The 20,067-nt window shown below is 66.5% G+C and carries 18 protein-coding genes; 11 read left to right on the forward strand and 7 right to left on the reverse strand.

What is annotated here, in order from left to right:
* Positions 1 to 132 precede the first annotated feature (132 nt).
* The 4 genes from ACZ6DL_RS23210 to ACZ6DL_RS23225 all read left to right on the forward strand — a co-directional run bounded on the left by ACZ6DL_RS23210 (position 133) and on the right by ACZ6DL_RS23225 (position 3,296).
* Positions 133 to 1,329, forward strand: a complete 1,197-nt coding sequence (locus ACZ6DL_RS23210) for a lipase family protein (protein ID WP_466054083.1) — start codon at positions 133 to 135, stop codon at positions 1,327 to 1,329.
* A 142-nt stretch (positions 1,330 to 1,471) separates the two neighbouring features.
* Entirely contained in the window at positions 1,472 to 1,798 is a 327-nt protein-coding gene (locus ACZ6DL_RS23215) for a plasmid stabilization protein (protein ID WP_357039447.1), read from the forward strand.
* 42 nt (positions 1,799 to 1,840) lie between these two features.
* Entirely contained in the window at positions 1,841 to 2,083 is a 243-nt protein-coding gene (locus tag ACZ6DL_RS23220) for a hypothetical protein (RefSeq protein ID WP_062973520.1), read from the forward strand.
* 151 nt (positions 2,084 to 2,234) lie between these two features.
* The gene (locus ACZ6DL_RS23225; RefSeq protein WP_466054085.1) at positions 2,235 to 3,296 is read left to right on the forward strand and encodes an NAD-dependent epimerase/dehydratase family protein; all 1,062 of its coding nucleotides are present in this window, start codon (positions 2,235 to 2,237) and stop codon (positions 3,294 to 3,296) included.
* Between the two features lie 203 nt (positions 3,297 to 3,499).
* Here ACZ6DL_RS23225 and ACZ6DL_RS23230 read toward each other — a convergent pair whose 3' ends face one another.
* Positions 3,500 to 4,237: an IPT/TIG domain-containing protein gene (locus ACZ6DL_RS23230; RefSeq protein ID WP_466054087.1), complete on the reverse strand. Its 738-nt coding sequence runs from the start codon at positions 4,235 to 4,237 to the stop codon at positions 3,500 to 3,502.
* A 734-nt stretch (positions 4,238 to 4,971) separates the two neighbouring features.
* Here ACZ6DL_RS23230 and ACZ6DL_RS23235 point away from each other — a divergent pair.
* From ACZ6DL_RS23235 to ACZ6DL_RS23250, 4 genes are all read left to right on the forward strand, one after another.
* The gene (locus ACZ6DL_RS23235) at positions 4,972 to 6,762 is read left to right on the forward strand and encodes a choline/carnitine O-acyltransferase (protein WP_466054089.1); all 1,791 of its coding nucleotides are present in this window, start codon (positions 4,972 to 4,974) and stop codon (positions 6,760 to 6,762) included.
* A gap of 219 nt (positions 6,763 to 6,981) precedes the next feature.
* Positions 6,982 to 8,397, forward strand: coding sequence for an MFS transporter (locus ACZ6DL_RS23240; protein ID WP_466054091.1), 1,416 nt, complete (start codon positions 6,982 to 6,984; stop codon positions 8,395 to 8,397).
* A gap of 115 nt (positions 8,398 to 8,512) precedes the next feature.
* Positions 8,513 to 9,694, forward strand: coding sequence for a pyridoxal phosphate-dependent aminotransferase (locus ACZ6DL_RS23245; RefSeq protein ID WP_466054093.1), 1,182 nt, complete (start codon positions 8,513 to 8,515; stop codon positions 9,692 to 9,694).
* Between the two features lie 2 nt (positions 9,695 to 9,696).
* Positions 9,697 to 10,737: a 2-hydroxyacid dehydrogenase gene (locus ACZ6DL_RS23250; RefSeq protein WP_466054095.1), complete on the forward strand. Its 1,041-nt coding sequence runs from the start codon at positions 9,697 to 9,699 to the stop codon at positions 10,735 to 10,737.
* Positions 10,738 to 10,800: 63 nt separating this feature from the next.
* On the opposite strand, the gene ACZ6DL_RS23255 is transcribed toward ACZ6DL_RS23250, so the two are convergent.
* Positions 10,801 to 11,397, reverse strand: coding sequence for a TetR/AcrR family transcriptional regulator (locus tag ACZ6DL_RS23255; RefSeq protein ID WP_466054097.1), 597 nt, complete (start codon positions 11,395 to 11,397; stop codon positions 10,801 to 10,803).
* A 52-nt stretch (positions 11,398 to 11,449) separates the two neighbouring features.
* Here ACZ6DL_RS23255 and ACZ6DL_RS23260 point away from each other — a divergent pair, with 52 nt between their 5' ends.
* The 3 genes from ACZ6DL_RS23260 to ACZ6DL_RS23270 all read left to right on the forward strand — a co-directional run bounded on the left by ACZ6DL_RS23260 (position 11,450) and on the right by ACZ6DL_RS23270 (position 13,651).
* Positions 11,450 to 12,319: an alpha/beta fold hydrolase gene (locus ACZ6DL_RS23260; protein WP_466054099.1), complete on the forward strand. Its 870-nt coding sequence runs from the start codon at positions 11,450 to 11,452 to the stop codon at positions 12,317 to 12,319.
* Positions 12,320 to 12,413: 94 nt separating this feature from the next.
* A complete protein-coding gene (locus ACZ6DL_RS23265) occupies positions 12,414 to 12,788 on the forward strand; it encodes a MerR family transcriptional regulator (protein ID WP_466054101.1) in 375 nt (124 codons plus the stop codon).
* Entirely contained in the window at positions 12,785 to 13,651 is an 867-nt protein-coding gene (locus ACZ6DL_RS23270; RefSeq protein ID WP_466054103.1) for a TIGR03619 family F420-dependent LLM class oxidoreductase, read from the forward strand. Before ACZ6DL_RS23265 ends, ACZ6DL_RS23270 begins: the two co-directional genes overlap by 4 nt.
* Before the next feature lie 32 nt (positions 13,652 to 13,683).
* On the opposite strand, the gene ACZ6DL_RS23275 is transcribed toward ACZ6DL_RS23270, so the two are convergent.
* From ACZ6DL_RS23275 to ACZ6DL_RS23295, 5 genes are all read right to left on the reverse strand, one after another.
* On the reverse strand, positions 13,684 to 14,184 hold the full coding sequence (locus ACZ6DL_RS23275) for a flavin reductase family protein (RefSeq protein ID WP_040866291.1): 501 nt from the start codon (positions 14,182 to 14,184) through the stop codon (positions 13,684 to 13,686).
* Between the two features lie 341 nt (positions 14,185 to 14,525).
* Entirely contained in the window at positions 14,526 to 15,854 is a 1,329-nt protein-coding gene (locus ACZ6DL_RS23280; RefSeq protein WP_393235828.1) for an MFS transporter, read from the reverse strand.
* 123 nt (positions 15,855 to 15,977) lie between these two features.
* Entirely contained in the window at positions 15,978 to 17,207 is a 1,230-nt protein-coding gene (locus tag ACZ6DL_RS23285) for a cytochrome P450 family protein (protein ID WP_466054105.1), read from the reverse strand.
* A gap of 10 nt (positions 17,208 to 17,217) precedes the next feature.
* Positions 17,218 to 18,480: a cytochrome P450 gene (locus tag ACZ6DL_RS23290; RefSeq protein WP_466054107.1), complete on the reverse strand. Its 1,263-nt coding sequence runs from the start codon at positions 18,478 to 18,480 to the stop codon at positions 17,218 to 17,220.
* A gap of 204 nt (positions 18,481 to 18,684) precedes the next feature.
* A complete protein-coding gene (locus ACZ6DL_RS23295) occupies positions 18,685 to 19,977 on the reverse strand; it encodes a cytochrome P450 (protein ID WP_466054109.1) in 1,293 nt (430 codons plus the stop codon).
* Between the last annotated feature and the right edge of the window lie 90 nt (positions 19,978 to 20,067).

A 20,067-nucleotide genomic window follows, 5' to 3' on the forward strand; every position in this document is an offset into this window, starting at 1 on the left:
CACCCCCCTGTGTCGCTGGTAATTTGCTGGCGGTACATCAACCCAGCCGGCTGATCGACGAATGCGGCGAACTACCCTTGGAGGTCAACGGTCGTGACTCGTCCATTTCTTCGTATCCTGGGCAGCGGGCGCATGGGTTCGGTCCGTGCCCTCGGTGCGGTCGGCGGCATGGCACTCACCCTGCTGCTGTCGACGACGGCAACCGCGGAGCCGATATATCCGCTGCCCGATCCGGACCCGTTCTACGCCGCCCCAGCCGATCTGGCGGCACACCGACCAGGTGACGTGCTCGCGGTGCGGCCCTTGCCGCCGCTGGCGTCCTTCCCGGGCGCCGCCGTCCGGCTGGTCGAGTTCCGTTCCACCAATTCGCACGGCGTGCCGATCGCGGCCACCACCACGATCGTCACCCCCGCCTTCCAGCGGCCCGGCATGCCACTGTTGTCGTACCAGCACTTCATCAATTCGCTCGGTACCGGTTGCGCGGTATCGCACCTGCTCTACGAGAACGATTTCAATTTGACGATGGCGACGCCGATGCTGAACGTGTTGGTCCAACAGGGCTGGAGCCTGGCGCTGCCGGACCATCTCGGACCGCAGTTCGCACTCGGAGCCGGACGTTTGGGCGGCCAGATCACGTTGGACGGCATCCGGGCGGCGAGACAAGTGCCCGAACTCGCCGTTCAGCAGAGCCCAGTGGCGCTGGCCGGCTACTCCGGCGGCGGCCTCGCCACGGCCTGGGCGGCCGCGCTCCAACCGTCCTACGCACCTGACGTGCGGCTGGCAGGCGCGGCCTTCGGCGGCGCTCCGATGAACCTGGTGGCGATGGCGGAGGGGCTGGGTTTGAATCCGCACCCGGCCTTCGGTCTGGCCATGGCGGCGGCGATCGGCCTGGAGCGGGAGTACCCGGATCGCGTGGTGATCAGCTCGAATCTCAACGGGCGCGGCCGCGCGCTCCGTGACGCCATGGCCAACAGCTGCACCAACGAAATCCTTGCCATCGGCGCCGGCGGCAGCGCGCGCGAGATGACCGACAGCACCTCGGTCTTCAACATGCCCGAGGCCTGGTCGGTGGTGGAGGAGAACAGCGTCGAGCTCTACGGCAGCGCTCCGGAAACTCCGATCTTCGAATGGCATTCGCCGACCGACCCGCTGATTCCGATCAGTGCCATCGACAACACCGCCCGACGGTGGTGCGGGGCCGGGGTACCGGTTCAGATGGTGCACGTGCCCGCGATCGACCATCTGTCCGCGGCGGCCGTGGGCGCTCCTGCGGTGGCGGCATGGCTCGAAGGCCGGGTTCGCGGAGAGCCCGCGCCCTCCAACTGCTGACGAATCGAGCAGCTCGATGACCGCCGGTCGCTACGACCACGGCAGACGTCGAGCGCTCGGGGAGCGGAGGCAGCAAGCGGCCGACCCGAGCCGGATTGCGCGGCGATCTGCGGGGTAACCCGCCATCACAGGAGGTGATCACATGCCGAAAGCTTGGTCGGACAAGCAGGAACGCCAATACGAGCACATCAAGGACTCCGCGAAAACCCGCGGCGCGAGCACCGATCGCGCGAAGGAGATCGCCGCTCGCACGGTCAACAAGAACCGCGCCCAGTCCGGGCAGTCCAAGACCGCGAGCAAGTCCTCGACCGACGACAAGTCGCCGCAACAGCGCGGCGGACAGCGTTCGCACAGCGGCGCACAAGGTCCGACGCGCGACCAGCTGTACAACGAGGCCAAGAAACGCAATGTCGAAGGCCGCTCGAAGATGACGAAGAAGGAGCTGGCGCACGCGCTCGGACGGGACTGAGCAGGCGCGCCGCTCGACGACGAAGAAGCGAGAGGAGTGGAGATGGCCGAGCAGCAGGAAACGGGCACCGTTACCGGCACCAGGGACAAGGATTACAACCTGATCTGGTTCGTCGAAGCGTCCCTGGAGAATGCTCTGCGCCTGGATACGTTCATCCGGGACGCGGAACGCGACGGAGACAGCGAGCTGGTGGAATTCTTCCGCAAGGCGCAGGCCGACAGCCGTAAAGGCGGTCGGATGGGTAAAGAGCTGCTGTCCCAGCGCCTCGCCAAATCCGATATCTGAGCTTTTCCCGACGACAGTCGGGGAGGACGGCCGCGCGGCCGTCCTCCCCGACTGTTTTCATCTTTATCCAGCTGGAACGGATGGCCGGGTGTCGCCGTCCGGAGGCTGGGTACATCGCTCTCGAATCTCGCCGCCGAGCCGAGGAGCAAATATGCGCGTAGTCGTGGTCGGTGCCACCGGAAACGTGGGGACGAGCTTGCTGGAGACCCTGTCGGCCGAAGCGGGGGTCGGTTCGATCGTGGGAATCGCGCGACGCGTCCCGAGCAAGTCTTGGGATGGCGTCGAATGGGTGCGGGCGGACGTGCGAACCGACGACCTGGAATCCCACTTCCACGGCGCCGACGCGGTGGTGCATTTGGCATGGCTGTTCCAGCCCAGCCATCAGCCCATGGTCACTTGGCGCGCGAATGTGGGCGGCACGGAGCGCGTGCTGCGTGCCGTGGCCGCCGCGCAGGTCCCGGCTTTCATCTACGCCTCGTCGGTCGGCGCCTACTCCCCGTGCCACGACGACGAGCCGGTGCCGGAGAGCTGGCCGACCGATGGCTGGCCGCCTGCCGCGTACACCCGTGAGAAGGCCTATGTCGAACGGCTGCTGGATCGGTTCGAGGCCGAGAATCCGGACCGCCGCGTGGTCCGGATGCGCCCGGCATTCATCTTCCGCCGGGAGACCGCCAGCCAGCAGCGGCGGCTGTTCGCCGGGCCGCTGCTGCCGAATCGCCTGATCCGGCCGGGCCTCCCGCCGATCTTGCCACTTCCGCGTGGCCTGCGCTTCCAAGCGGTACACAGTGACGACGTGGGTCGCGCCTACGCCCTCGCTATCGCGACCGACGCGCGTGGGCCGTTCAATCTGGCCGCGGAACCGGTGATCGACCGCGACCGGCTGGCCGAGCTGTTCGGTGCCCGGGTGGTGTCCGTGCCGCCCGGACTCGTCCGCGCCGCACTCGCCATGGGGTGGCACGCGCGGACCCTGCCCGCGGCCCCGGACCTGTTCGACGCGGTGATGCGGCTACCGATCCTGGACACCGGCCGCGCGCGGGCGGAGCTGGGCTGGACGCCGCGATTCACCGCGGTCGACGCCATCCGGCATCTGCTCTCCGGTTTGCGCGCCGGCGCGGGGGAAGACACCCCACCCCTGGCTCGCGACGCGGGCGGGGCCTGGCGCTGGCGGGAATTCGCATCCGGGGTGGGTGGCCGAGAGCTGGGTGTCGGCTAGCTCGCCTGCCGCTCTGCGTTGCCGCAGCGGTCGCCGTACCGGTGTCTCCGGCCCGCCGACACTCGAGTCGTCCGACGACCCCGAGTCGACGTCACCACGACCGGAGGGGCCGACCCGTGCATCAGGGTCGACCCCTCCGGCCTTCGGATGCCGCCACTTGCGCAGTACTACCGCCTCAGGCTCGGCACCTGCGGGCGGCGGCGTCAGCTGTAGATGAAGAACACGCCGGTGGCGATGCCACCCGGACCGGTGACCGTCACCGGCACCGGACCGAAGCCCACCGGGGTGATCGCGGTGATCTGCGTGTCGGAATTCACCGTGAACGACACTGCCGGAAGGAAACCGAAGAACACGCCGGTGGCGCCGGTGAATCCGGTGCCGGTGATCGTGACCGCGGTACCGCCGGTCACCGGCCCGGTATTCGGCGTGACCGAAATCAGCGTCGGCACCGAGACATACGTGTACGGCACTCCCGGACTTGTACCGGCCGGAGTGGTGACGGTGACCGGCACCGTACCCGTTCCCGGCGGAGCGATCGCGATGATCAGCGTGCTGGAGACTCCGAAGAAGAACGTGGCCGGCGTGGCACCGAAATTGACCGAAGTAACTCCGGTGAAGCCGGTTCCGACGATCAAAACCAGGGTTCCACCGGTCGACGGCCCGGAATTCGGAATCACCGCGGCCACCACAGGTGGCTGCACGAAATAGGTGTAAGGAAAACCATTGCTGGTTCCGCCCGCATTGGCGACGGTGACCTGCACGGTGCCGACTCCGGGCGGAGCGATCGCCGTGATCTGCGTATCGGAATCCAGGGTGAAAGTCGTTGCGGTCGCGCCGAATCGCACCGTGGTCGGCCCGGTGAATCCGGATCCGGTAATAACCACACTGTTACCCCCCGAAGTCGGGCCCGTGGTCGGCGATACCGAAGTGATAGTAGGCATGGCATTACCCCTTTTCAGAATTGATTACCTGCACCGGGGGGTGCTCGACCTGCTGGTTGCCCGGCTGTAACCATTAAGGCGCCCAAAGAGGCGCTGCGGCAATGCATATCGCGATCCGTTTTCGTCTGTTTTAGTCCGCTTCCGTCCGGTTTATGACCGGCTCGACTACACAACGATAAGACTGTGTCCCATGTCGGCTGCCCGGGAAGCAGGCAGACAACAGCCCGTTGCGCTCCCACTCGCGGGGAGCGCGCAATTCGAGCCATCCGATAGTGTGAATCTTCTTGTCGGACAAACTGCTTCGGCATACGTGACCAGGAGGTGGCCCTCGACATGGTTCGCGCCGCCGATGGACAGCTACCGGCATCGGTGCCGGCAGGTTCGTGACCTCAACCGTGATTCGTTGTGCTGCAGCATGTCTCGTGGCAGTCGCCGAGCTGTCCCGAGGGTGGGAACCGGCAGGGTTGCAGACACCGGCCGAGCCACCGCCACCGCAGGTTCGCTCCGCGCTCGCAAGGCGGCGGCACCGCAACGACCGACGAGCCGAAGGTGGTCATTGCGGTGGCGTTCGCACTGGTCAGCGGCTGCGCGGGGATCAGGGTTCGATGCTCGAGCCGAGCCGGTCGACCGCGGTGAGTCCAGCTCGAAGATCCGCGTACCTTCCGCGGAAAAGCCTCCTCCGGCATTCCCACCGTTGGAGTCAGCCGCCGCGGTGGCGATGAGACACTCTCACGGTGACCGAGAAACTCGCCACCGAGATGCCCGTCAGCACATACGATTACGACGAGCAATTGCCACGGCTTCCGATCCCGACGTTGGAGGAAACGTGCGAACTGTTTCTCGAGAGGTGCTCGCCGTTGCTGACCGACGAGGAACTCATTGCCACGAAAGCGGCCGTGGAGCAGTTCCTCGCGCCGGACAGTGCGGCACGGACATGGCAAAGCGAAATCGAGCGATTCGATCGGACACCCGGCGTCCATAGTTGGCTCGACGCATTCTGGAACTCTCGCCATCTCGGCTACCGGGACAGTATCGCGTACAACGCGAATTCCTTCTTCTTGTTCCCGGACTCGGAACATGGGCAACTCGAACGTGCCGCCGAACTGATCTTCCGTACCGCCGCGTACAAATTCGAACTCGACGCCGAGACGGTGTCGCCTGTGCTGCTGCGCGGCCGGCCACTGTCCATGCATCAGAACAGGCGCCTGTTCTCCACCACCAGAATCCCCGGCATCGAGTGCGACACCGTGCGCTCCGCCTACAGTGCCGCCGAGCCCGGCCCGTCGACGGCCCGGCACATCGTCGTCTTCTTCCGAAGCCATGCGTTCCGAATGGACGTCGTCGCGGCGGACGGCACCCCGCATTCCATCGAGGACCTGATCGCCGGGTTGGACGCGATCAGAAGAGCCGATCCGGCCGGGGAAGTGTCGCCGGGTGCGCTGACAACCGGACCACGCACCACTTGGGCGAGGGCTCGCCATGCCCTTATGGAAGATCCGGACAACGTCGCCGCATTCGAGACGATCGAAACGGCGCTGTTCTGCCTCGCGCTGGACGACTTCGCGCCCCGAGACGAACTCGCTGCCTGTAACCAGCTCATGCACGGCGACGGCGGGAACCGCTGGTACGACAAAGCGTTGACATTCATCGTGTTCGCCGATGGTCGCGCAGGCGTCAACATCGAGGAGTCCGGCCTGGACGGAACCACCGTGGCCGGCTTGTGCGACGCGGTTCTGACGAGCGCGACAGCCATCTCGGCGGACAAGCCGGGACAGGCGCCCGCGATCTCACCGATCGAATTCCGTCTCGACGAGGCTGTCCGGCAGAATATTCGGCAAGCCTCGGCCGACTTCGCCGAGCAAGCGGGCGAGACCGCCACGGAGGTTGTCACGCTCGACGGCTTCGGCTCGGACACGGCCAAACGGCTCGGAATATCACCGGATGCGTTGGTACAGATGGCTTACCAACTCGCTCATCAGCGTTCCAGGGGATCGCTCGGCACCACCTATGAATCCGTTGCCGTGCGGCATTACCGCCACGGCCGCACAGAAGCCCTCCGCGTGGTCACCCCCGAAGTCGTTCGCTTCGTCGCGTTGATGAACGACGAGACCGCCACGGCCACCGCTCGGGCCGAAGCGCTGCGCACCGCCGCGGCGGTACACGTCGCTCACACCAGAGACTGCCAGGCGGGGCGTGCTCCCGAACGGCACCTCGCGGAGCTACTGCGAATCCAGCGACACCACGGCGGTGAGCCGCTGGCGCTGCACGAATCTCCCGGTTGGCGAATTCTGCGCGATGACTATCTCAGCACAAGTGCCGTGTCATCGGTCAATGTTCGATTCTTCGGTTTCGGGCCGACCGCCGATCGATGCATCGGAATCGGCTACCTCGTGCAACCCGGCGGTGTCGACATCCACCTCAGCGCAGCCGAGGGCACCGCACAGTCATTGCGCCGATTCGCGCACGCTGTCTCTGTCGCCATCCCGGAGTTGTGCGATCTGCTCGAGACGACATCCGTCGCCTAGCATTGCGTGTCGATGAATGACTTGTCGAATATGGCAGTTCTCGCACGACAATCGAAGACGTGGTGCGTATAGATCACGAAGGCGTGGTGGCGAACACGGGAAGAGCGTTCGCCCGAGCGAAACCGTGCCGATCACCTCCAAGAGTAGGATTCCCGCCCCGAAAGGTGAGTGGGGGTGAGAGCCTACCGAGAGCTTCTGGCAAATCGAACAGTATGCAATATGATTTTGCTCAGTCTGCTGTTCCGGACTGTTCTCAACTCCCAATCGCTGTTGCTGGTCATGCATGTGCGGCACACGTTGGATCTTTCCTACGGCGCTGCGGGCCTCCTGAGCACCGTGGTCTACCTGTGCATGGCGGGCACCGAGCTACAGCGCGGCCCGCGGCTGGATCGCTCGGGCCTGCGGCCCACCCTGGCGCCCGCGATCGTGGTGAACGGGATCTGTTGGCTGGTCGCACCATTCGCCCCGTTTCCGCTGTTGCTGCTGCTGGCGGCGTTGGCGGCATGGTTCGAGCTACCGATCATCAACGTCGCGAAACAGGCCATTACGGTCGCCACGACCGAACGCGAACGGCGACCGGCGCTCGCCGCGTACGAGGTGACCGCGGATATCTCGCTACTGGTCGGGCCGCCGCTGGGTGTCGCGGCGATGAGTATCTGCGACACGGGCATAGTGCTGCTCGTGGTCCGATTGGTGGCCGTGGGTTGCGGGGTCGTGCTGTTGCGACAGAATCCACCGCTGCGAACCGGTCCGAGCCGGGTGTCACGCCGTACCCCGCAGCGATTCTGGTTGCAGATCGGGTTCGTGGCGCCGAATATCGGATACGCCGCGGCCGCCGCAGTCCTGTGTGCGGAGGAACTGAGTGTCATCACGTCCATGCACGATTTCCACGCCAAGAAGTCGATCGGGCTGGTGCTGGCCATAGGCGCAGCCGGTGCGGTGGTCGGTGGGTACGGTTACGGCGCGATCTCCAGAACCATCTCGCCGTATGTCCTGCTGGTGGGCCTCGGAATCGGCGTGGTGCCGTGCGCCCTCGCAACCGGGCCGGTTTCGCTGGCCATAGCCGTTTTCATCGTCGGTGTGCTGGCCGGTGCCGTGTTCCCGGCCAGCACCGATCGGATGAATGCCGTTGTCTCCCAGGATGCACTCGGTGAAGCCCTCGGCTTTCATTTCAGCCTGATGTGGGTGGGCGTGGCCATGGGAAGCATTCTGGCGAGCCAGTCCGTCGACTTTGCCGGTTCATCAGGCGGCTTCCTCTCCGCGACCGCGATCGGTATCGGGGCGGGGATCGGGCTGGGCCGGATCGCGGCGCGTGCCGCGCCCACGCCCGGGGCGCCCGACGAAGTGAGCCGAGAACTCATCGTCACCACGACAAGGCGGATAGTGGACGCCGTCCTCGGCGACGATATCTACGGTTCCCTCGACGCCCGGCCCGGCGGAAACGACACCTCCGAGAAGAATGCGGACCCTCCCGTTCCCGGACACCGAAACCGAACGGAGATCGCGGCCGTACCATCCATGGATTCCGAAGCCGTCGACGCCGTCCGGACCGGGCAACGCTTCCCGACACCTTGGACCGAAACTCCGTCACTGCACGAGCGAAAAGACTCGCCATGGAGCGGGCGCCCGGTTTAACTCCGGGACTTGCCAACTGCCGGCTGTCCGGATTTCTTTCAGCCGAGTGAGCATCCGATACGGCCCAAAAACTACACGTCCCGCATGCAACTACCATCTCGAAGGTTTATCAACCGTGACATCTATTCGTACGCACTGTTCGAATCTACCGAACCCGCTCGGGCACACTACCAGCACTACATATGAGCGACGCAGTCTCGATCGAGCCGTAAACCTTTCGGATGCCCATTGCCGTCAACCGCTGACGGCCTCGCAGAACAACATCGTCGAGCGGTTCCCAGAGCTGTTCCACGAGGCGCGCGAGCAATCGCAATCCGAGCTGGAGGAAACGTTCCTCGCCGCTTTCCTGCGTCTGGCCGGCGAGCCGATGCACGGAGATGCGTCCAGATATATGCTGTCGTATTCCGCATCGTCCGCCATAACGATGGTGGTAAGTCATTGCGCTCGCGCGGGCAAGCGAGTCGCCCTGATCGAGCCGGTCTTCGACAATATTTCATCGATCTTGCGCAGAGAGAATGTCGAGCTCGTACCGCTGCCGGAACAAGATTGCACCGTCGAACGCCTGCCCGCGGCGATGGCCCGGCTCGAACCTGCGGTGATCTGGTTGGTCTCGCCCAACAATCCCACCGGATGGACACTGTCGCAAGCGGAGTTCAGAACGCTGGTCCAGTGTTGCGCCGACCGTCGTTGCACCCTGGTCCTCGACGCCTCCTTCCGCTTCTTCTCGCCTCAACCCATCGGTTGGTCGCAGTACGAGATCCTGGAGGAATCGGGAATCTCTTATATCGTCCTCGAAGACACGGGCAAGACCTGGCCGACCAGCGAAATCAAGGTAGGACTGACGGCATGCAGTCCGGATATGCACAAAGACATGTACCGGCTGCACGACGACCTGTTGCAGAGCGTCTCCCCTTTCCATCTCCGGGTGCTCACGGAATTCATCGAGGACAGCTGCAAGAATGGCGTGGAGCGTAGCATCCTTCCTTCCGTACTACAGAACCGCGATATCCTCCGGTCGATTCTGCCGGACGGTGAATTAGAATTCCTCACCGACTTGCGGTCGCCTGTTTCGGTGGACTGGCTGCGCCTGCGGGAGGGATGCGATTGCGAGCGCTTCGTCCACGAGGCGATTCGGGAGGGGGTCCACGTTCTACCCGGAACGAACTTCTACTGGAATCAGCCGGAGCGCGGGCGAGAGTTCATCCGCGTCGCCTTGGCCCGCGACCCGCGGCTGGTGCTGGAGGGCGCGCGGCTGCTGCGAGACACCGCCACCCGGCTCACCGCGAAAGAAGCATGACGATGAGCGCTCGATCGAGCCGCTATCGCACCTTGCTGACCGGGGCCGACCCGACACCGGCCGATATCGAATGGTTGCGTCGGCGGAATCTCGAAGTCGATGTTCGTCGCTACGACCTCTCCGAAGCCGAATTGGCGCGCGCCCTGGTCGGCAAGGACGCATACATTCTCGGTGGCGTAGAGCGTGCGACCGCCGCCGCGTTGTCCACTGCCGACGACCTCGAAGTCATAGCGTTCATGGGTGTCGGGTATCAGCCATACGTCGATACCGCGGCGGCGACCGCGGCAGGAATCGCGGTGACCAACGCGCCAGGAGCCAACGCACGTGCGGTCGCGGAATTCACGATCGGTCTCATGCTCGACGCGTGGCGCCGGATCACGGACCTGACGAGGGAAACGAAGGCCGGCCGATGGCCCGGGAGCGAGGGACGCAACCTTCATGCGAAGACGCTCGGCGTCGTCGGAATGGGGACCATCGGCGCCATCGTCGCCCGGATGGCGGCCGATGGGTTCGGGATGCGCGTGGTCTACGTGAGCCGAACAGCGAAACCGGAACTGGAACAGCACATCCCCGCTCGACGGGTCGAGCTGGCCGAACTGCTCGCCGAGTCCGATGTCATCAGTCTCCATGCTTCATACGGCCCGCAGACGGCCCGGATGATCGGTGACGCGCAACTGGCTGCCGTCAAGCCGGGTGCGATTCTGCTCAACACTTCCGAAGCGGAGCTCGTGGATCCAGCGGCGTTGCGAGCCGCGCTGCTCGACGGCCGCCTCGCGGCCGCTGCCATGGACGGCTATTACATCGTGCCCGCGCCTTCCGCGGAAGACGATCCCCTCGGGTTGATGGCATTGGGCGACAACAGGTTTCTCGTCACGCCGCACGCGGCGGGCGCTACCGAGGAGTCCTTCCGCGCGATGCTCACGGCTAATGTCGAGTCCATCGGGAACATTCTCGAGACCGGAGAAGACCCGCGAGTCGTCAACCCGGGCTTCCGCGATCACGCCCGTTGGTCGTCTGCGCGCCGCAGGCCCTCGCGTCGATGATGTCGAATCAGTTCGCGCCGGATTCGCCGCGAGGTACTCGGATGATGGCGGACTGTTGATCCCCTATTCGCCCGCCCCGTTCAGCATCTGCTCGATACGGGCGCGCAACGACCGGCCGGCCGCGTGCAAGGGTTCGGTCGAGCGAAGGGTGCGGCTGAGCACGAAAGCGCCCTCGAGCGCCGCGAGGACGGCGAGGATCAGCTCGCGGGCGTCCGGTGCGGGCAAGCCGCGGCGGGCGAAGTAGTCGGCGCCCTCGTCGATCCAAGAGGCGATGACCTCGGCGGCGACTTCGCGCAGCTCGGGTTCGCTGTCGGCGACCTCACCCGCGACGGTGCCGACCGGGCACATGTTCATCCAGCCGGTCTGTTCGATCTGCTCGGCCGCCGACGCGAACGCGGCGGGGATCGCCTCGCACAGGTCTTCGTCGGCGTCGAACAGCAGGGGGAGCAACTGCAGGTACGCGGCTCCGGACGTGCGCAGCGCCGCGGCGGCGATCTGCGGTTTCCCCTCGGGGAAGTGGTGATAGAGCGACCCCATCGGCGCGCTCGCGGCGACGGTGAGCTGCTTGACGCTGGTGCCCGCGTAGCCCTGCGTCCGCATCAGCTCGGCCATCGCGGTGACGAGGCGTTCCCGGGTGCTGGTTGACATCTTTTCGGTCACCGTTCCAGACTAGAGCAACTACTCTAGAGTGATCGCTCGAATGGAGGCGGACATGCCCGTTGTCGAACTACCGGTGGGCCGGGTGCACTACGTCGAGCGCGGCGAAGGACCGCCGGTCGTTCTGCTGCACGGTCTGCTGATGAACCACACGGTGTGGGACGAGGTCATCGACGCCCTGCCCGACGGCTTCCGGTACGTGCTGCCGGACCTGCCGCTCGGCGCACATCCCCTACCGCTGCGGCCGGGTGTGGACCTGAGCTTGCGCGGCCTGAATCAACTCGTCGCCGATCTTCTCGCCGCATTGGATCTGCGGGATGTCACGCTCGTGCACAGCGATTGGGGTGGTGCGCTGTTCCTCACCGCCTACGGGCTCGATGAACGCGTCGGCAGGCTCATCGTGCTGCCGTGCGAGGCGTTCGACAATTTCCCGCCCGGCCTGCCGGGCAAGATGGCCACCGTCGCCACCTATCTGCCCGGCGGTGTTTCACTGGCGCTGCGGCAATTACGCGTTCGATGGCTGCGTCGCTCGCCGCTGCTGTTCGGCTGGATGGCGCGGCGCCCCCTGTCCGACGCGCTGGTGCGCGACTGGACCGAACCGGGGCTGCGGGATGCCGCGATTCGGCGCGACCTGCTCGCCTACACCAAGTCGGGGTTCCGCAAGCCGGAATTGATCGCGAATACCGAGGCACTGCGCGACTTCCAGGGCGACGCGCTGATCCTGTGGTCGTCGGCGGGCAAGGTGATGCCGCGCGAGCACGGCCGCAGGCTCGCCGAACTCATCCCCGGCGCGAGTCTGGTCGAAATCGATGACGCCTACGTCCTCTCGATGCTCGACCAGCCCGCCGCGGTCGCCGAGGCGATGTCGGCGTTCCTGGTCGAGCGCCACACCACGCCGGAGCGGAACACTCGCGGACCGCGGTAGCGCTCGGGCGACCCGCCGGGCAGCGCTCTCGGCCGCTTGCCTTGACGTCGACGAGAAGGTTTAGCGTGGCGGTGACGGCGGCGAAGGAGGACGGATGCGCATCGGCGAACTGGCGCAGCGGGCGGGCACGAGCACCCGGGCCCTGCGGTACTACGAGGAACACGGTTTGGTGCGGCCGCGCCGCGCGGCCAACGGGTACCGCTCCTACGACGACGCGGAGTTGCGGATCGTGGCGAAGATCCGTGAACTGCTCGGCGCCGGGTTCGACCTCGACGACATCCGTCCGTTCGTCACCTGCTTGCGCGCGGGCAATGGCTCCGGAGACGTCTGCCCGGACTCGGTCTCCACGTTGCGGCGCAAGCTGGCCGAGGTCGATTCGTATATGGAACGGCTGGCGCAGGTGCGTCGTCATCTGAACGACCGGCTCGCGGCGGCCTGCGAGTTCGACCGGATCGAGCAGCCGAAGTGAGATTCGCGGTCAGCTACAGCACCCCCTTCTTCGGCGTCGACCCGGATCGGCTGATCGCCTACGCCCAGCACGCCGAACACTGTGGATTCGAGGCGATCTACCTGCCCGAGCACGTCGCGCTGTACCCGGGTGCGACGATCGGGCCGATGGAACTCACGCCGACGGTGCCGTTCGCCGACCCGCTCGACGCGCTGAGTTTCGTGGCCGCCGCAACGGATCGGATTCTGCTCGGCACCGCGGTGCTGCTGCTGCCCTATCACCATCCGGTGGTGCTCGCCAAACGCCTGGCGACGATCGACGTCCTGTCCAGAGGACGGATGCGCCTGCTCACGGTGGGCCTGGGCACGCTGCCCGGCGAGGCGCGGGCCGTGGGCGTCGATTTCGCCACCCGGGGCCGCCGTGCCGACGAGGCCATCGACGTGCTCCGGCTCCTGTGGTCCGGCGGCGCGGACGGGGTGAGCTTCGAAGGCGAGTTCTTCCGGTTCGAGAACCTGTGCAGTTACCCGAAACCCACCGGAGGCGGAACTTTGCCGATCCACGTCGGCGGATCGAGCCGCGCCGCCGCGCGCCGGGCCGGATCCCGCGGCGACGGCTACTTCCCGGGCGGGGTGCTCGGGCCGGTCGAACGCGCCACCCAGCTGGAGATCGCCCATGCCGCGGCCGGTGCGGCGGGCCGGGACCCCGGCACGTTCGAATACACCCGCTGGGGATCGATCGACATGCCCGCCGAGCGGGTCGAGGGAATGGCCGAACAGGGCGTCACGCGCATCGTCGTGAGCGCGAGTACGGGCGACCCGGAGCGCGCCCGCGACGAGTTGTCCGCCTTCGCAGCGCGCTTCGATCTTGCGAACGCACGGACGTAGCGACCGCGCACTCGTGGGCGCCGGAAACCTCCTCAGACGGCGTGGCCCGCAACCAGATCCGCCACCGAGTGATAATGCAGGGTCTCGGCGGCGGGTCGCCGCACGTCGCCGTCCTCGGGTTCCAGCAGCATTCCGACGTGATCACCGAAGTCGTAGCGCTCGCGGATGCGGGCGCTGAACCAACTGGGCACCGTGCTGAGCACCGGAATGCCATCGGGACCGGCGTGCCAGTCGCAGTGCACGAACTTGTCGATGTCGTCGCCGGTCTCACCGCCGAAAAGCCGCGCCAGCGACAGCTGTTCGCTGCCGAGCAAATGTACCGCGAGCCGCTCGGCGCGCTGCGCGACCCGGTAGGTGTGGTTCTTCTTGGACAGGCCGATCAGGAACCGGCGCGGCTCGATGCTGACCTGCGTCGCGAATCCGACGAGACAACCGGCGCGCCGGCCATCCGCCTGCGCGGTGACCAGCAGCACGGGATAGTCTGCCGCCGCGACCACCGCGTCGAACACTGCGGTCCGGTCTTCGGTAGCCATCGGTCCTCCCAGCGTGATGCAACGTCTTCCCCGGATGCCCGCGCGACCGTCGCGCAAACATGCCGGACCGGGCAGCGCTCACCCTACAACCGCGGCGGCCGGTCGTCTGAGACGGCGAAGCCGGAAGGGTGGGAAGCCCGGGTGACGGCCCGTGTAGATCGGCTCATTCCGGTCTACATGCCGTGGATGATAGTCCACCACAACGACTTACGCGCCGACACTGAAAACGCATGGTGGCGGTCGCCACATTGCGAGCGCACCGGTGCACTCGGGGGTCGACATGCCCCGTCGCCCCCGGTTCAGCAGTACCGGACCCGGCAGTGAGCACCGCTGTCGGCAGATCATGGCTCCGGCTTCCGGCGCACCGGAACGTCGCCTGCGCGTCCTCGCAGTGTCAGTACGCCTGCGGCGGCGGCGATCATGCACAGCCCCACCACCCAGAGCCCGGCGCGCTGGCTTCCCGTCGCGTCCCTCAGCCCACCGGTGACGTACGGCGCCACGAAACCACTGACGTTGCCGATCGAGTTGATCAGCGCGATGCCGCCCGCCGCGGCGGCACCCGTCAGGAAGGTGCCGGGCAGGGCCCAGAACGTCGGCAGCGCCGCGAGCACGCCCACCGCGCAGACGGTCACCGCGATCATGGCGGCGAACGGATCGCCGAGATACAGGGCCGCCGGAATGGCGAGGCCGCCGAGCAGCGCGGGCAGCGCGACGTGCCAGACGCGCTCGCCGGTCCGGTCGGCGTGCCGCCCCCACCACACCATCACCATCGCCCCGATCAGGTAGGGCACCGCGTTGATCAGCCCGCGCTGCACCACCGAATACCGGGTGCCGTACTGCTGCTGGAAGCCGTCGATGATCGTCGGCAGGAAGAAGCCGAGCGCGTAGAGGCCGTAGACGATGCCGCCGTAGACCAAGGCGAGCCCGAGCACCCGCGGATGGGTCAGCGCACGACGCAGAGTCCAGTGCTCGGCGCTCCGCAGCGCGGCCTGCTCGGCGGCGAGTTCGCCCGCGAGCCATTCCCTTTCCGCGGGGGCCAGCCAGGTCGCCCGCTCGGGACGGTCGGTCAGGTAGAACCACGTCACCACCGCCAGCGCGATGGCCGGCAGACCCTCGACCAAGAACATGAACCGCCAACCGCTGAGCCCGAAGACCCCGTCGCCGTACTGGATGATCAGGCTCGACACCGTCGCGCCCAGCGCGGTGGAGATGGGCACCGCGGTCATGAACAACGCCACGATCCGCGCCCGTTGCGCCTGCGGGAACCAGTAGGTCAGATAGAGCAGGATGCCGGGAAAGAAGCCCGCCTCCACCACACCCAGCAGGAACCGCAGGATGTACAGCACGGTGGCGTCTGGCACGAACGCCATCGCCGTGGCCACCAGACCCCAGGTGACCATGATCCGGGCGATCCAGCGCCGGGCGCCGAACCGGTGCAGCGCCAAGTTGCTCGGCACCTCGAGCAGGAGGTATCCGACGAAGAAGATGCCAGAGGCGAATCCGAAGGCGGTCTCGGTGAGACCGAGGTCGGCCTTCATACCGCTGGGCCCGGCGAACCCGATGTTGACCCGGTCCAGGTAGTTGACGAAGTACAGCAGCCCGAGAAAGGGCACCAGGCGAATCGTGACCTTACGCAGCGTAGCGCCGGCCACCTCGGTGGTGGAAACCATCAGCGCACTCTCGGCCCCGGACCACCGATTCGTCAAGTGCGCCGCGGGAGAACCGCTCTCGCGCGAGCACGCGAGACCGGCCGCCGCGCGCCCCCGGCCGCGACCGGGGGCGCGTGTCCGCCGCTACTCGGCCGGCTCCAGGTACACCGGGAGCCTGGCGTGTCCGTTGGAGATGAAGCTGGACACGGTGCCGAGTTCATCGGGTCCGGCCGCCAAGCGCATGTTCGGGAAGCGCTGGAAGAGCGCGGGCAGGGCGATTTCGGCTTCCAACCGGGCCAGCGGCGCACCCAGGCAGTGATGCGCCCCGTACCCGAAGGACATGTGCTCCTTGGTCGCTCGCCGCACGTCGAACTCGCCCGCGGTGGCGCCGTGCAGCTTCGGATCGCGGTTGGCCCCGGCGTAGGACGCGAGAATCGGCTCGCCCTTGGCGATGCGCAGTCCGTCGATCTCGATGTCGTCGGCGGCGAAGCGCAGCGGAAGATGCGCCACGGGCGCCTCGTAGCGCAACGCCTCCTCGATCAGGTCGGTCCAGGTCGCCCGCCCGTCGGTCACCTCGGCGAGCTGGTCGGGGTGGGTCAGCAAGGCGAAAACCGCCTGATCCAACAGGTTCACCGTGGTTTCGTGCCCGGCGCTGATGACGAGCAGCAGCGTGTCGATCAACTCCTGCTCGGCCAGCTGCGAGCCGTCGTCCTCGTCCCGGTGCGAGATCAGCAGGCTGGTCATGTCGTCACCGGGGGTTTCACGCCGGTAGGCGACGAGCTCACCGAGGATCCGGTACATCTCCAGATAGTTCGCCTGCGACTGTTCGGGCCCGAGCGAAGTGTCGAAGATACCGTCGACGCACGTACGCAGACCGGCGTTCAGGGACTCCGGGACGCCCATCAGCGCGCTGATCACCTGGATCGGCAGCGGGTAGGCGAAGCCTTCCCTGAGGTCCACCGCTTCGCCCGCGGGTGTGGCCGCCAGTTCGCTCAGCAGGTCCGCGGTGATCTGCTCGATCATGGCGCGCATCGCCTGGGTGCGGCGGTGGGTGAACGCGGGCGCCACGAGTTTGCGCAGTCTGCGGTGGTTCGCGCCGTACGCGGTGAACATGTTGTCCACCGCGACCCACGGCAACAGCGGCCAGTCCTGGGGTATCTCGCCGTTGACGAGCGCGGGCCAGTGCTGCTTGCCGTCTTTCGACACCCTGGGATCGGCCAGCAACCGCTTGAGCAGATCGGCGTCGGTGACCGACCACGCCCGCACACCGCCCGGCAATTCGACGAGGGCCACGGGCCCGCGCGCGCGGATTCGCGCGGATTCACCCTGGATGTCGGCGCCTGTCGGGTCGAGAACTAGGGGCTGTGTGTCCATCGGGAACTCCTTAGAAGACGGTCAGCGGAGGGGATTTCGGAAAGACCACGGGCAGCGACACCAGCGCGCGGTGGAACGGGCCCGGCCGCCAGTTCAACTGGCTGGGCGGCACGGCCAAGCGCAGCTCGGGCAACGCGTCGAGGATCTGATCGATAGCGTCCTGGACCACCAGGTACGCGGCCGATCGGGCGGGGCAGGCATGCGGCCCCACGCTCCACGCCAGATGCGCGCGGCTGTCGGTGCGCTGACCGACACCGATCGCGGGATCGTTGTTGCAGCCCGCCATGCTGATCACCACCGGCTGGTGGGCCGGCAGCCAGACATCATCGATGAGGATCGGCTGCTTGGGATAGCTGACGCAGTAGTTCGCCATCGGCGGGTCGTTGAACAACACCTCGTCGAGGGCATCGCGGGTCGAAAGGCTCCCACCGAGAAAGTCTCCCGCGAACCGTTCGTCGGTGAGCATCAGCAGCAGCGTGTTGACGATCAGGTTCTGCATCGGTTCGATACCGGCGCCGTAGAGCGTGACCAGCTGGTGGATCATCTCCACGTCGTCCAGGCCCGCCTCGTGCCGCAACAGCCGCGAGGTGATGTCGTCGCCGGGGTCTTTGCGCTTCATCTGCACGAGTTCGAACAGCGCGTCGGTGAGCATCGCGTTGCCCTTGTCCGCGTTCACGCCCTCGAAGATGGCGGCCATGCCGGTCGCGACCTGCTGGCCGATGTCCGCCGGGCAGCCGATCATGGCGTTGAGCACCGCGAAGCTGAGCGGGAACGCGTACTGGCTGATCAGATCGGCGGCACCGTCCTCGCAGAACGCGTTGATCAACGGGATGGCGATCTGCTCGATGGTTCCGTGCAGCGCGTGCAGATCGACCCCGGCGATGCTCGCCACGTTCGCCTGCCGGTAGCGCAGATGTTCCAGGCCGGAACTGCGCAGCGCGTTCGGCCGCCACTCCAGCATCGGCAGGACCGGGCACTCGCCGGGAACGTCCTTCTGCCAGGTGCGCGGATCGGCCGGGAAGTGGTCGGGATCGTTCAAGATACGCAGCGCGGTGTGGTAGCCGATCACCAGCGTGGCGGGCAGGTTCGGCGACAGTTCGACCGGGACGAGCGGACCGTACTGCCGCCGCATCTCGCGGTAGGCCTGATGCGGATCCTCGGCGTATTCCTGCGAATACAACGGGTAGCGAGGGCCGCTGCTATCGATCGGCGAGCTGTGCGTGACGGGGCACCCGTTCGCGAATGTGGACGGCGGGAAATGTGGCGTGGTCAAAGACGAAACTCCAGAGGGACGAACATTTCGACGCAGGCGATCGCCCGGCGCGTGCGCGCCGCGACGGCGTAGGTCGACGTTATGCGGGGGGAAATCGGTGACAGGCCGGCGCACACCCTCATCAGCTGTGTGCACGACGACCTCTGAGCGGCAACCTCCTTCGGGACGGAACGCGGCAGGGTCAACTCGCCGAACGGAGCGCGGCTACGACGCCGAACTTCCCTCCGGCTGATGCGAAAAGACCGGGAGCGGCGGGGATTCCGGGAAGAGGACCGGCAGGGCGGTCAGCGATCGATGGAACGGACCCGGTCGCCAGGTCAGCTCCTCGGCGGGAACGGCCAGCCGCATCTCGGGCAGCGCATCGAGCAGCTGGTCGATGGCATCCTGGGCGATCATATAGGCCACCGACCGGGCCGGGCAGGCGTGCGGTCCGACACTCCACGCCAGATGAGCCCGGTTGTCGGTGTACTTCCCCGTGCTGATCGCCGGGTCGTTGTTGCATCCGGCCATGCTGATCACCACCGGCTGGTGCGCCGGTAGCCAGACGCCGTCGATCAGAATCGGCTGACGCGGGAAGGTGACACAGTAATTCGACAACGGTGGGTCGGTGAACAACACCTCGTCCAGCGCGTCCCGGGTCGACAGGCTGCCACCGAGGATGCCGCCCGCGAACCGCTGGTCGGTGAGCATCAGCCGCAGGGTGTTGATGATCAGGTTCTGCTGCGGCTCGATGCCCGCGCCGTACAGCATCAGCACCTGCTGGACCATCTCGGTGTCGTCGAAGTCGACGGGGTGCTGCAATATGCGGGTGACGATGTCGTCGCCGGGCTGGGACCGTTTCAGTGCCACCAGATCCGCCATCGCGTCGTTGAACATCGCGTTGCCCTTCTCGGCCTCCACACCTTCGAACATCGCGGCCAGTCCCATCGCGGCCCGCTGCCCGATGTCCGCCGGGCAGCCGAGCATCGCGTTGATCACCGCGAACGCCAGCGGAAACGCGTACTGCGCGATCAGGTCGGCGGAGCCGTCGCCGCAGAAGGTGTTGATCAGGGGAACGGCGATCTGCTCCACCGTGTTGTGCAGTGCGAATTGGTCGATCTCATCGATGGCCGCGACCGTGGCCTGCCGGTACCTGGCATGCTCGAGGCCGGAATTGCGGATCGCGGCCGGACGCCACTCGAGCAGCGGCAGGACTGGGCAGTCACTGGGCACGGTCTTCTGCCACGTCCGCGAATCGGCGGGAAAATGGTCGGGATCGTTCAGGATGCGCAGCGCGGTGTGATATCCGATCACCAGCGTCGCGGGTACACCGGGGGACAGTTCTATCGGAACGAGCGAACCGTACCGCGGGCGCATTTCCCGGTAGGCGTGATGTGGGTCCGCCGCGAAATCGTCCGAGTACAGCGCGACCCGGGGGCCGTCGGCGCCGACCGGTGAACCGTGCCGGACCGGGCAGCCGCTGGAGGAGGACGATGATGAGGACTGCGGGTGGGTCAAACCGTGACTCCAAAGTCGGAACGTTCGACGAGCAGGGCGTGCGCACGACACGTGCCCCGGGTCGCGGGGAGGCGAATTGCCGTGCAGGCG

The sequence above is a fragment of the Nocardia sp. NPDC041819 genome (genome assembly GCF_055590505.1).